This window comes from Neobacillus drentensis (genome assembly GCF_036966985.1).
Lineage (GTDB): Bacteria > Bacillota > Bacilli > Bacillales > Cytobacillaceae > Neobacillus > Neobacillus drentensis_E.
Map to the genome: position 1 here is coordinate 1 of NZ_JBALSN010000391.1, position 12502 is coordinate 12502.

The window sequence follows — 12502 nt, forward strand, 5'->3', positions numbered from 1 at the left end:
TTTACCATCTTTACTATCTATTAAACCTAATCGAACAGCAAAATCTATCTCTCTTGATAGGCCAAACATTTGTGTGTCTAGTACCTCTTCATAAAGTGGGCATTGAGGCATTGTGAGATTGTCCATTTGCACTTTGATTAGCCTTAATATTTTTTCAGCGTCAGCCTGTAATAAGGCAAATGCTTTTTCTTGGTGATTCACGATCATTTCAGAGGCCAACATAAATCCCCCCATTTCAGAGCGATAATACAACTTATCTATAAATTTTACCGTTTACAACGGAAAATTGCAAGAACAATGAAGTAGATTAAATAAAGTAGCAAGTTGAGACAATTGTTCTTCATAGATGATTTACCTTTTCGCGAAACCCGATTGTCCTACTATGACATCTTGCAAAAAAAAGTTATACTAATTATGCAAAGGTTTAGGGGGAATACACTATGGAAAATATTATTATCATTTCAGGAAACGTGAAGTATACAATCACACTTGATCCAAGTGTGTGGATTTTTGACGACCGACGAGTTGATTTAACCACCTATTTTACAACAAAGCTAGAGAATTCTAAATCATTGGAAGAGTATACAAAAGCAGTATCCAAACATTGGGACCGTGAAATTATCGAGGGTGCAATTTATCCGCCTACATTGAAAACTGAAAAGAAATTTGAAAAAGAAAAGGTATTGACTGGAACCTTTGGTATACCATTAAAACCCTTTCTACAAAATTCAGAACCTGCTAGTGATGCAAATACATTAGTTATTCATTGTATTGACAGTGAATATGAATACCCTCTTGAAACGGCCAATGATTTTATCTTGAAGTTTTCCGATAATGGCAAGCCAATTACAGTTGACGGGCCTATTCATGTTTATTTTGGCGATGGGTCCAATCAACAAACTCCGATTAAAAATGTTACGCGTTTTACCATAAAATAAGACGGGTGCCTTTGGCGCCCGTTTTACTTTTTAAAGTCATTTAGAGTAAATCTGCAGCCAATAGAGCTAATCCCGACCTTTCCCCTTTCATTAATTTAACATGTCCTGAAATAGACTGATCCTTAAATTTTTCTACAACGTAAGTTAATCCGTTGTTATATGCATCTAAATACGGATGATCAATCTGTTCAGGGTCTCCCATTAACACAATTTTACTTCCCTCTCCAACACGTGTCAGGATCGTTTTCACTTCATGTTTCGTTAAATTTTGTGCTTCATCAATGATGATGAATTGTTTCGGTAAACTTCTACCGCGAATATACGTTAATGCCTCAACTTCGATTGATCCCAGTCCAGCTAAAATGGCATCAAGTTCACCTGGCTTTTTGGTGTTAAATAGAAATTCTAGATTATCAAAAATTGGCTGCATCCATGGTCTAAGTTTCTCTTGTTTTTCTCCCGGTAAAAAACCTAAGTCCTTACCCACCGGGACAATCGGCCTTGCCACTAAAAGCTTTTTATATTCCCGGAAATCTTCCGTTTGCATCAAACCAGAAGCAAGTGCTAACAGCGTTTTCCCTGTTCCTGCTTTCCCAGTTAATGTAACTAAATGAATATCTTTTCGTAATAACAATTCAATTGCCATCGTCTGCTGAACATTCCTAGAATGGATACCCCAAACATGCTCTTGGTTTAATGCTAATTTTTTTACCTTTTTACTGGTTTTATCTACCATTCCTATGGCAGATGCAGAACTGCCCAATGCATCTTTCATTACTAAAAATTGATTCGGATAAAATGGGTGATTTGCTATCTCAGAGAGATTCAGTTCACCTTTTTCATAAAAACGACCCAATAATTCAATGGGAATCAACACTTCAAAAAAGCCTGTGTAGATATGATCGATTTCAACTACTCGATCATTTAAAAAATCTTCGGCATCTAATCCAATTGCATCTGCTTTGACCCTGACAAGAGCATCCTTACTTACTAGAATAACCGGCTTTCCATTTTCTTTGTTTTGTTCTTCTAAAAATAAATTTTTCGCAACAGCCAAAATTCGATTATCATTTGTTTTTTCTACAAATATATCCTGAAGTTCATGGAAGGTACGATGATTCAACTCAATTCGGATGGTCCCTCCGTTTTCAAGAGGAATTTTTTCATGGAGTTTTCCTGAAGCCCTAAAGCCATCAATTAACCTTGATACTTGTCTTGCATTTCTCCCTACTTCATCCATGTACCTTTTCTTTGAGTCCACTTCTTCAAGAACCACTGCAGGAATTACAACCTCATTATCTTCAAAGGAGAAGAGTGAATACGGGTCTTGCAACAAGACATTCGTATCTAACACGTATATCTTACTCAAAGCAACGCCTCCTGCTTTACTTGTTGTTTGGATTGCAACTTGCAAAAAACCCTTCTACTAGATTGGACTTTGGTAAAATATATGTTTATTGGAATAAAGATAGAAGGATTTCCGCACAATAAATGTTAGTGAGACATTCAATTAGATAAGTGATTATGACTTTATCTCAATTATTTATAAAGCATTGCGGAGGTGGAATAGAAGTGAAGAAGACCTTAATCATAACTGCGTTCTTGCTAATCTTAGCCGGCTGTAGTACAAATAAGGAGCTCTCAAACAATGTAAACGATTCATCCGTTAAAGTAAAAAACAGCTATATTGAAAATGTTGATCGAAAAACAGGGCAAGAGATCTCTAAACGATTGGTAAAACTTGCAACAAGTATTCCAAATGTTAAAGATGCAACTGCTGTGGTAATAGGAAGATATGCGATTGTCGGGATTGATGTGAACGCAAAAATTGACCGTTCTCAAGTGGGGTCCATTAAGTATTCCGTGGCTGAAAGTTTAAAAAAGGATCCCTATGGTGCTAAATCAGTAGTCGTAGCTGATGCGGATACAACGCAGCGTTTAAGAGAGATTCAAGAGGATATTAATAAAGGCAGGCCAATCCAAGGAATTATGGAGGAACTTGCAGATGTAGCCGGTCGATTAATGCCAGAAGTACCTGGAGATATACTTACCCCAAGCCCTAAAAATGCTCCTGAAAAACCAGATAAAAAGCTAAAACCAAACGACCAAAAGAAGCTGGAAAAAGAACAAGAGGACCAATCTAACCATTATAAATAGAAAAGCGGAAGCGCCCGTTTAGCGAAGTCCACTAGACGCTGGGCGCTGGCGCTAGACAGCAAACATATTCAAAGAAAAATACTGAGTATAAAAAAAAGCTTAGGGTATTCCTAAGCTTTTCTTATTGCATCCATAACTTGATTGTCTAACTTTTGGGCAGCATTTTTATCATAGGTTTTGTCATATTGAACCTCTGTGACTATTTTAGAACCATAGAACATAACATCCCTTACCGCAGTAATTTTTACCTGGATTAGAGCAAGTTTTAGTGGCACATCCTGCAGTCTTTCCTCTTTTACCTGAGCGTCCCCGTGAATAGCATATGTAGATTCATTCGCAATCAAATTAATAACCACTTGATTGTTTTTATGAATATTTTCTAGGATCCTAGAGCGATTATCTACCGCAAAATAGATGGTACTTTCATCCTTTGCAAAAACCCAGGAAATAGAACTAACATTAGGACCCCCTGTTTCATAATCAACTGTTGCCAATGTTACGAACCGCTCTTTTTGAAGCTCATCATATAAAGGCTTAATTAGCATTGGTTCTACTTGATTTGCCATTTTTCTACATCCCCTTTAATTAGATCCTTTACCCTGTTTTAAAAAAACAGATATTCTCATATTACTACTATCCCTTTCTTTCATCAAATTTAACCAATTGATTACTTACAAACTTTCTGCCATGATATACTAGAGGGAAACCATCGGTTATTAGAAATAGTTAAAGAGGTGTCTTATGAGAGTTAAATGTGTAATTTGCGATAAAATTGAAGCAATTGAGGATGAATCGTTTGTGGCCAAACGACTTCGTAATCGTCCTATCCATACATATATGTGTAATGAATGTAATACAAGAATAGCGAAAAAAACAAATGCCAGATTTGAAACAGGAAATTTCCGTTTATACCGTACGAAATCGGAGGAAGACGACTGGTGAAAAAAACGAAAGTGCTCGTGTAGAATATTACTAAAAAAACCATCATGCACATTCCAAAGTGGAATGAACATGATGGTTTTTTATTTATTCTTCAATTGGATAGTTCTCATACTTTTCTGGTTCTTGATTAATCTGTTGCAGCATGACCTCAATCAATTCCCGTGGAAAACGAGTTTTTTTCGTCTCATCCCCCTGTTGATAGGAAACATAATACATGACAACATCTGTTGTTACCTCTATGTTGGAGAGGTTAAGATCAGCTAACATTTCTTCAAAAAGGTGTAAAGTATCTCGAGCTGCTGTATCATCAGGACGTGAGTCGCATACAACCTTAATTGTAAGCCAATTATATAGTGTATCCTGGACGGATTTCATTAAACTAAACCCCCGTTATTTCGCTTCAGCCTGATGCTTTTTCGTTTGATGTAAGCGTATTTTATAAATTATCAATAACACGGCCGCACCTGCGAGCCCTTCCGCGATTGGCAATGCATAAGAAAAAATCAGCATGACAAAGCATCCAATCAATAAGCAAGTATAAATCACGATGTTTTTCAAAAGAGGCAATTTTTTTGCAAAGCCTAACTTATATACAATGGCCGCTAAAATAACAATATATACATACTGTAGCCACACAGCGGTTTTTACATCTGTTAGTTCAATGAAAAATCTAAGGCTAGGAGAGAATCCTTCCATCTTCTTGCACTCCTTTTACTTAACTCTGTTCGGCATATTTTTTCTTTTTAGCAGCTCTTTCACGTTCATTTTTATCAAGAATTTTCTTACGAAGACGAATCGATTCCGGTGTAACCTCACAATATTCGTCATCATTTAAATATTCTAATGACTCTTCTAATGTCATAATGCGCGGCTTTTTAATCACTGATGTTTGATCTTTGTTAGCTGAACGCACATTTGTTGCCTGTTTCATTTTAGTAATATTAACGGTGATGTCATTTTCACGAGTATTTTCGCCCACGATCATCCCCTCGTATATTTCCGTACCTGGTTCAACAAAGATAGTTCCACGGTCTTCAACTTGCATGATACCATAAGTGGAAGCTTTTCCAGATTCCATTGAAACAAGCACACCTTGGTGTCGTCCACCGACTTGGCCTGGTAACATTGGCTGGTAGCTATCAAAGGTATGATTAATAATTCCATAACCACGAGTCATAGTTAAGAATTCGGTAGTGTAACCAATTAAGCCACGTGCTGGCACATTAAAGATTAAACGAACTTGGCCGGTACCATTATTGATCATATCCAGCATTTCGCCTTTGCGGGCACCAATAGATTCCATTACAGCGCCAGTATGCTCTTCCGGTACATCGATTTGGACTCTTTCCACTGGTTCACAACGTACACCATCAATTTCTTTTACAATAACTTCTGGTTTAGAAACTTGAAGTTCATAGCCTTCACGACGCATGTTTTCAATTAAGATTGATAAATGAAGTTCACCACGGCCAGAAACGATCCATGCATCCGGTGAATCTGTGTTATCCACTCGTAAACTTACATCTGTTTGCAATTGAGCACGTAATCTTTCTTCAATCTTCCTTGCAGTTAAATACTTACCTTCTCTACCTGCAAATGGACTGTTGTTTACAACAAAGGTCATTTGTAATGTTGGCTCATCAATTCTTAGAATTGGTAGTGCTTCTTGATGTTCAACCGGACAAACTGTTTCACCAACGTTGATATCTTCCATCCCTGAAACTGCGATTAAATCACCAGCTACTGCTTCTTGGATTTCTTGACGCTTTAATCCAAAGAAACCGAAAATTTTGGTCACACGGAATTGCTTAACTGAACCATCTATCTTCATTAGGGCAACTTGTTGACCTACCTTCATCGTACCGCGGAAAACACGGCCGATCCCGATTCTGCCAACATAATCGTTGTAATCAAGAAGTGCAACTTGGAATTGTAATGGTTCTTCACGATTATCAACTGGAGCAGGTATATATTCAACAATTGCATCATACAAGGATTGCATATTTTCATCTTGCTTCTCAGGGTCAGTACTTGCTGTACCATTAATCGCTGAAGCGTAAATAACTGGGAATTCAAGTTGATCCTCATTTGCTTCAAGTTCAATAAATAAATCGATTACTTCATCGATTACTTCTGCAGGTCTCGCAAAGTCACGGTCAATTTTATTAACAACAACAATTGGAGTTAAATTTTGCTCTAATGCCTTTTTAAGAACAAAACGAGTTTGTGGCATACAGCCTTCATAGGCATCAACTACAAGCAATACACCATCAACCATTTTCATAATCCGTTCCACTTCTCCGCCAAAGTCAGCGTGTCCTGGAGTATCCAAAATATTGATACGAGTATCTTTGTATTGAATAGCCGTGTTCTTCGCGAGGATGGTGATTCCACGCTCTCTTTCTAAGTCATTAGAATCCATAGCACGTTCTTCAACATGCTCGTTAGAACGAAATGTTCCAGATTGTTTCAACAATTGATCCACCAACGTAGTTTTCCCGTGGTCAACGTGGGCAATGATTGCAATATTACGTATATCATTTCTTATATTCAAAAAATTCCACTCCTATATTCTAAAAATAAGTCTATTTGTAGTTTCCCATTCACAACTAAAACATTATACCACAATTAAAGTGGAAACCCCTAACCATTTTATTGTAGAATATAAAATATACAAAAGCATTGTACGTTTGAACTGTATTTTTCAATGAAAAAGGGGTAAAAAAATGAAAAACGTAAAGTGGTCATTACTCGTTTATGCGATCCTTGCAGCCGCAAGTATTATGGGGATTGGTGTTGCAATTAGCGAAAAAAGCATAATCGGTGCTATAGGCTGTATCCTTGCAATTATCGTAATTATGGGAATGGGATTTAAAACGAAAAGAAAAATGCGTGAAAATGGAGAATTATAAAAGAAGAAGCCTGCAACGGCTTCTTCTTTTTACCATCTTCCCTCTTTTAAGTAGTCCTTCAAGATCGATTGGTGTAATCCTGGATTTGCAGTAAATAATGAATCCTGTGCAAGGAAGCTCAGTTTTTCTCCCCTTAAATTTGTAACAAACCCGCCAAGTTCTTCTATAATGACTGCCCCTGCAGCAACATCCCAAGGAGATAGGCGCATCGAGAGGTACGCATCAACTCTTCCTGTCGCAACAAACACCATTTCAAGGGCTGCCGAACCATATGATCTTGTTCCCCGTGCATCTTTCACTAGAGGAATCATTAAATTATAATCAATACGGCGATTTTCCATGACCCATGTTGCATTTAGTGCTATGATGGATTCCTTAACAGTTGTATCCTTTAGAGGAACAAGAGGTTTTTCATTTAAATAAGCTCCATTTCCCCTTTTGGCATGATATAGTTCGTCATGGACCACATCATAAATGAGCCCAATTTTACCAATCCCATTCTCATAAATACCAAGAGAAATAGCAAAATTTCTTTGTTGATGAATAAAATTCATCGTTCCATCGATTGGATCAATCATCCAAACCACACCATCTAGACTTTCAAGTGTATCCCCAAACCCTTCTTCGCCCAATATTTTATGATCGGGATAAACCTCTCTGATCTTACTAATAAAAAATTGTTCAATTTCTTTATCCATATTCGTTACCAAATCATTAGCATTTGACTTCGTTTGAATATTTAATGTTTCATCAAAAGATAATCTAATTCTAGCTCCTGCGTCATTAACCCATTCCTTTGCATGAGAATAAATTTGATCCCAGTTCATAACTCTCCTCCAAATAAATCGATAATCCTGTAAGATTTCAATGTATGTAGTATGATGCATCATAAATTAAATAATGTACCTTTAGCTTAATCAAATTGTTGGAACACATCAACTTTTAAGAGGTACCCGTACAACATCAAAAAGGACAATAATAAACGAACCCCCTTCATTTTTGCTGGAGTTCGTTTTATAAGTTCAGAATATATTCTATTTCTTTCCATCCTGCTTTATTTCTCCTTGGATAAAAAACATTATAAATTTATCAAAGTGCTTTTAAACGTAATAATTCTTGGCGGATTTTTTCTAATTTTTGTTTGCATTCTTTCATTTTTTTCTCATTCTTTTCTTCAATCGCTTCGAATAATGTAGCTAATTCATAATCCATTTCCAATCTTAAAACTGCTGTTCTTTCCTTTTCGCTTGCTTTTTTAAGTGAGGTATTCATCAATTGTTTCACGTTTCTCCTCCCCTTCCTGGATTTAACTCATTTTTCAGATTATTTTTTTACTGTATAATATGAGTCAGGGAGATATGTTGCAACAAATATGTGCTTTTACCTAGAAAGCATCAAGTTATTGGTCTCTCTTATTGTTATGCTACAATTAAGAACAAATGTTTAGTTGGAGGTTTATGCGTATGGTTTTTAAAGGATTTACAAACGTGGATTTTGATGTTTTTTTAATAGATGGTTTAGAGGCAAGGATGGAGGCGCTGAAGGAAACCGTTCGACCCAAATTGGAGGAACTAGGAAATCATTTCGCCCCTTTCATTTCTTCACTTACGGATGATGAAATGTTTGTTCATGTAGCAAAACATGCCAGAAGGACCATTAATCCGCCTAAAGATACATGGGTAGCATTCTCAAGTAATCCTCGAGGTTATAAAATGCTCCCCCATTTTCAAATCGGCATGTGGCACACCCATTTGTTTATATGGTTTGCCGTTATTTATGAAGCACCTCAAAAAGATTTAATTGCTGAAAGATTTTCAAAAAAATTAGCAAAAATTTATAAAGATACACCAAAGGACTTTGTTTGGTCAGTGGATCATACAAAACCAGAAACCATTGCACACAGTCATTTATCCAAGGAAGAACTTCGATCGCTTTTTAACCGCCTGCAAAACGTAAAAAAAGCAGAATTATTATGTGGTTTTACGATTGACAGAGAACAAGTCATTCAATTAGGTTCCGATCAGTTAGTTCAACAAATTGAGGACGTATTTGAGAAGGTAGCTGCTCTATATCGAATCTCACAAAATAGAAAGTAAAAAGAAAAAACAGCTCCTGCACAAAAGGTGCAGGAGCTGTTCATCCTATTTCATTTTTATTCTATCCCCGGAGGCTGCATCTTTTACCTTTTTTATGGTTCGATAAGACGAATAGCCACTCATTTCTTCAAATTCATTACAAATTGTCTTTTCTTCAGCTTTGCTAGGAACAATCTCTTTAAAGCGGCGATACGCCTTCAATACTTCATCGCGGTCAATTCCCTGTTCATAAGCCTTTTCAATTGTTTCAAAAAATGCAATCACATCCACAATTTCTTCTGTACTCCAATGATGATCAATAGGATATTGGTATTCCATAATTTCACCTTCTAACTAATTCAACTAAACAGAATCATATACTTATTTTCCCCATTTTGCACGAATTTGTTCTGCATCATGAATCATTCGACGAAATAATTCTTCAACTGTAGGGATATCTTTAATTAACCCCATTACTTGACCTGCCCATGCAAAGCCTTCACCAGGTACACCATCATAAATATAGCGTTGGTTTGCAGTTCCACTAATGTAATCTTTTAATTCATTGTACCCCCCATTGTTTTTTTCAATGTCCAGAATTTTTTCTGTCCAACTATTAGCAAGTGCCCTAGCCGGAGCACCTAGTGTTCTCTTTATCACCACTGTTCCAGATTCATTGCCTTCTACTAAGGTCTTCTTATATAACTCGTTGGCATGAACACATTCCTTTGTTGCAATGAATCTTGTACCCATTTCAATTCCTTCTGCACCTAAACTAAGGGCAGCCATTAGCCCGCGGCCATCACCTATTCCACCCGAAGCAATAACTGGTATAGAAACAGCATCTACAACTTGAGGCACCAAAACCATGGTACCTACATCATCTCGGCCAAGATGTCCCCCACCTTCCTGCCCCACGACCATAACAGCGTCTGCACCAAGTTCTTCTGCTTTCACTGCCTGTCTTCTGGCTGCAACAAGGACGAGTGTTTTTATCTGTGTCCCTTTTAATTGCTCAAATATGGGAGCAGGGTTTCCTCCTGTCATTGAAACTACCGGGACCTTTTCATCAATAGCCACTTGGAGAAAATCGGCGAATGGTCTGCCATGCTGTCCAATCGCAAAGTTAACGCCAAAAGGATTGTTTGTCAGTTGTTTCACTTTACGAATTTCCGCTCGAAGTTGTTCAGGTTCAGCTAAGGACATGGCCGTAATCTGTCCAAGACCACCAGCGTTTGAAACGGCTGCCGCTAACTCAGAATAGGCTAAATAAGCTAATCCCCCTTGAATGATCGGATAACGTATGTTTAATAATTGAGTAACTCGTGTTTTCCATTCCATTTGAAACCCTCCTAAAAACTTTCTACTTGTTATTTCGTTACTTCAGGGTAATTTTCCTGTATTCAAGGGAAACTATCGTAAACCGGGCAAGGAATAACATATATTTCTTTGCAATGAATAGGAAAAATGCTATAATTCCTTTTGTTTATTATTGAAATTCGACATAATTAGAGTATTTTTTACAAAGAGGTGTGGTTATCAATTGACTCAAAATCAAACACCGTTATTTAGCGGTTTATTAGAACATGCAAAAAAGAACCCAATACAATTCCATATTCCAGGTCATAAAAAAGGGGCTGGGATTGACCCTGAATTTCGTAACTTTATCGGGGATAACGCCCTGTCTATCGACCTAATAAATATCGGGCCGCTAGACGACTTGCATCAACCAAAAGGGATTATCAAGCAAGCGCAGGATTTAGCAGCGGAAGCCTTTGGTGCGGACCGAACATTCTTTTCGGTACAAGGCACAAGCGGAGCAATTATTGCGATGATCATGGCTGTTTGTGGACCTGATGATAAAATTATCGTTCCTAGGAATGTCCATAAATCGATCATGTCGGCCATTGTTTTCTCTGGAGCTATTCCAGTGTTTATCCAGCCCGAAATTGATAAGGAACTAGGTATATCACATGGAATCACTCCCGATGCCGTGGCAAGAGCTCTTACACAGCATCCAGATGCAAAAGCAGTATTAGTTATCAACCCAACTTATTTTGGTATATCCGGAGATTTAAAAAAGATTGTTGAAATTGCACACTCTTATGATATTCCTGTCCTTGTTGATGAAGCACATGGTGTTCATATTCATTTCCATGAAGAACTGCCTCTCTCTGCGATGCAGGCTGGTGCAGATATGGCTGCTACAAGCGTTCATAAACTAGGCGGTTCAATGACCCAAAGTTCGATCCTAAATGTTAAAGAAGGGCTTGTTTCTGCCAAACATGTCCAATCCATATTAAGTATGCTAACTACTACCTCAACGTCGTATTTATTGCTTGCTTCACTTGATGTCGCACGTAAGCAATTAGCTACAAAGGGAAGGGAATTAATTGATAATACAATTAAAGTAGCACAATCAATTCGTAAAAGAGTTAATGAGATCGAAAATCTGCATTGTATTGGTGAAGAAATCTTAGGGTCAAAAGCTACCTTTGATTACGATCCAACTAAATTGATTATTTCTGTGAAAGAATTAGGATTAACTGGTTATGATGTAGAAAAGTGGCTAAGAGAAAAACATAATATAGAAGTGGAACTTTCCGATTTATATAACATTCTTTGTATTATCACGCTTGGAGACACAGAAACCGAAGCAGACTTACTAGTAAATGCTCTCAAGGAATTAGCGGACATATGCCAGCACAGTACCGATAGAATTGAACCTGTAGAAGTTCTTCTTCCAGAAATCCCCGTGCTTGCATTAACACCTAGAGATGCATTTTATGCGGAAACTGAAGTTATTCCTTTTGAAGAATCAGAAGGAAGAATCATTGCAGAATTTGTAATGGTTTATCCACCAGGTATCCCAATTTTTATTCCTGGTGAGATTATTACAAAGGAAAACCTCCATTACATCCGGAAAAACCTCGAAGCAGGCCTTCCTGTACAAGGACCGGAGGATGATGAGCTCAAGTCACTTCTCGTGATTAAGGAGTATAAAGCAATAAAATAGAACAAAAATACAGGATTCCATTTAGGAATCCTGTTTTATTTATATATAGCTATTATATATCTTCCTCTGTATGATGATCATCGCAACAATTGCACTTAGAATAAAGCACCGTTACTTTTTCATCTTCAAAATGATCAATAGTAGAATTACATGTTTGGCATACTAAAGTACCCATCTGCTCAATCCCCTTTTCATTAATGAATGTCCACAAAACGAAGTATTTATATATCCTTAATCACATAATAATATATCACATTATAAATTTCAAGCCTAAATTGTATGTCACAATTAAAAAATATTCATAAAAAAAAGGCCTATTATGGCCTTCTTTTTTGAATCATTACTCATATTGGGTGACAAAAGGGATGGATGGTAGAGTTTCTCTGAAGAAGTCAGCTAAATCAGCTGCCTGCTGTTGGTCAGGTATACGGAATACGGTTTGAAGGTAATCAATATCTTCAA

At 37.2% G+C, this 12502-nt stretch carries 17 protein-coding genes and 1 pseudogene; 6 read left to right on the top strand and 12 right to left on the bottom strand.

Going from position 1 to position 12502, the window contains the following annotated elements; all coding sequences use genetic code 11:
- On the bottom strand, nucleotides 1–219 hold a 219-nt coding region (locus tag V7659_RS22970; protein WP_335542506.1), incomplete at its 3' end, for a YlaN family protein.
- 221 nt (nucleotides 220–440) lie between these two features.
- Here V7659_RS22970 and V7659_RS22975 point away from each other — a divergent pair.
- Nucleotides 441–938 carry a peptidyl-prolyl cis-trans isomerase gene (locus tag V7659_RS22975; protein WP_335542496.1) on the top strand — a complete coding sequence of 166 codons (498 nt, stop codon included), beginning with the start codon at nucleotides 441–443 and terminating at the stop codon, nucleotides 936–938.
- A 40-nt stretch (nucleotides 939–978) separates the two neighbouring features.
- Here V7659_RS22975 and V7659_RS22980 read toward each other — a convergent pair whose 3' ends face one another.
- A complete protein-coding gene (locus V7659_RS22980) occupies nucleotides 979–2307 on the bottom strand; it encodes a PhoH family protein (protein WP_335542497.1) in 1329 nt (442 codons plus the stop codon).
- A 203-nt stretch (nucleotides 2308–2510) separates the two neighbouring features.
- Here V7659_RS22980 and V7659_RS22985 point away from each other — a divergent pair, with 203 nt between their 5' ends.
- Nucleotides 2511–3095, top strand: coding sequence for a YhcN/YlaJ family sporulation lipoprotein (locus V7659_RS22985; RefSeq protein ID WP_335542498.1), 585 nt, complete (start codon nucleotides 2511–2513; stop codon nucleotides 3093–3095).
- Nucleotides 3096–3205: 110 nt separating this feature from the next.
- Here V7659_RS22985 and V7659_RS22990 read toward each other — a convergent pair whose 3' ends face one another.
- Nucleotides 3206–3661 (bottom strand): pyridoxamine 5'-phosphate oxidase family protein, encoded by a 456-nt coding sequence (locus V7659_RS22990; RefSeq protein ID WP_144548779.1) that lies wholly within the window; start codon nucleotides 3659–3661, stop codon nucleotides 3206–3208.
- A gap of 175 nt (nucleotides 3662–3836) precedes the next feature.
- Here V7659_RS22990 and V7659_RS22995 point away from each other — a divergent pair, with 175 nt between their 5' ends.
- Nucleotides 3837–4037, top strand: coding sequence for a YlaI family protein (locus V7659_RS22995; protein ID WP_144548777.1), 201 nt, complete (start codon nucleotides 3837–3839; stop codon nucleotides 4035–4037).
- Nucleotides 4038–4121: 84 nt separating this feature from the next.
- Here the strand turns inward: V7659_RS22995 and V7659_RS23000 are convergent, their stop codons facing one another.
- Genes V7659_RS23000 through typA form a run of 3 tightly spaced genes read right to left on the bottom strand, consistent with a single transcriptional unit; the run spans nucleotide 4122 to nucleotide 6591 of the window.
- Nucleotides 4122–4412 (bottom strand): hypothetical protein, encoded by a 291-nt coding sequence (locus V7659_RS23000; RefSeq protein ID WP_335542499.1) that lies wholly within the window; start codon nucleotides 4410–4412, stop codon nucleotides 4122–4124.
- A gap of 15 nt (nucleotides 4413–4427) precedes the next feature.
- On the bottom strand, nucleotides 4428–4733 hold the full coding sequence (locus tag V7659_RS23005; RefSeq protein WP_144548773.1) for a YlaH-like family protein: 306 nt from the start codon (nucleotides 4731–4733) through the stop codon (nucleotides 4428–4430).
- A 19-nt stretch (nucleotides 4734–4752) separates the two neighbouring features.
- Complete coding sequence (gene typA / locus V7659_RS23010; protein ID WP_335542500.1) at nucleotides 4753–6591, bottom strand: translational GTPase TypA; 1839 nt, start codon at nucleotides 6589–6591, stop codon at nucleotides 4753–4755.
- 172 nt (nucleotides 6592–6763) lie between these two features.
- Between typA and V7659_RS23015 the strand changes: the two genes are divergently transcribed.
- Complete coding sequence (locus V7659_RS23015) at nucleotides 6764–6949, top strand: YlaF family protein (RefSeq protein WP_144548769.1); 186 nt, start codon at nucleotides 6764–6766, stop codon at nucleotides 6947–6949.
- Nucleotides 6950–6978: 29 nt separating this feature from the next.
- Here the strand turns inward: V7659_RS23015 and V7659_RS23020 are convergent, their stop codons facing one another.
- A complete protein-coding gene (locus tag V7659_RS23020; RefSeq protein ID WP_335542501.1) occupies nucleotides 6979–7776 on the bottom strand; it encodes an inositol monophosphatase family protein in 798 nt (265 codons plus the stop codon).
- A 262-nt stretch (nucleotides 7777–8038) separates the two neighbouring features.
- Nucleotides 8039–8233, bottom strand: coding sequence for a hypothetical protein (locus V7659_RS23025; RefSeq protein ID WP_098572623.1), 195 nt, complete (start codon nucleotides 8231–8233; stop codon nucleotides 8039–8041).
- Between the two features lie 179 nt (nucleotides 8234–8412).
- Between V7659_RS23025 and V7659_RS23030 the strand changes: the two genes are divergently transcribed.
- Nucleotides 8413–9045 (top strand): YktB family protein, encoded by a 633-nt coding sequence (locus V7659_RS23030; RefSeq protein WP_335542502.1) that lies wholly within the window; start codon nucleotides 8413–8415, stop codon nucleotides 9043–9045.
- 45 nt (nucleotides 9046–9090) lie between these two features.
- Here the strand turns inward: V7659_RS23030 and V7659_RS23035 are convergent, their stop codons facing one another.
- Together V7659_RS23035 and V7659_RS23040 are read right to left on the bottom strand one after the other, a co-directional pair.
- Nucleotides 9091–9363: a UPF0223 family protein gene (locus V7659_RS23035; RefSeq protein ID WP_026566316.1), complete on the bottom strand. Its 273-nt coding sequence runs from the start codon at nucleotides 9361–9363 to the stop codon at nucleotides 9091–9093.
- A gap of 42 nt (nucleotides 9364–9405) precedes the next feature.
- On the bottom strand, nucleotides 9406–10365 hold the full coding sequence (locus V7659_RS23040; protein ID WP_335542503.1) for an NAD(P)H-dependent flavin oxidoreductase: 960 nt from the start codon (nucleotides 10363–10365) through the stop codon (nucleotides 9406–9408).
- A 202-nt stretch (nucleotides 10366–10567) separates the two neighbouring features.
- Here V7659_RS23040 and V7659_RS23045 point away from each other — a divergent pair, with 202 nt between their 5' ends.
- The gene (locus tag V7659_RS23045) at nucleotides 10568–12040 is read left to right on the top strand and encodes an aminotransferase class I/II-fold pyridoxal phosphate-dependent enzyme (protein WP_335542504.1); all 1473 of its coding nucleotides are present in this window, start codon (nucleotides 10568–10570) and stop codon (nucleotides 12038–12040) included.
- Nucleotides 12041–12092: 52 nt separating this feature from the next.
- Here V7659_RS23045 and V7659_RS23050 read toward each other — a convergent pair whose 3' ends face one another.
- Together V7659_RS23050 and V7659_RS23055 are read right to left on the bottom strand one after the other, a co-directional pair.
- On the bottom strand, nucleotides 12093–12215 hold the full coding sequence (locus V7659_RS23050) for a GapA-binding peptide SR1P (RefSeq protein WP_335542505.1): 123 nt from the start codon (nucleotides 12213–12215) through the stop codon (nucleotides 12093–12095).
- Between the two features lie 165 nt (nucleotides 12216–12380).
- Nucleotides 12381–12502 (bottom strand): annotated as a pseudogene (locus V7659_RS23055) (hypothetical protein); the annotation flags it as partial.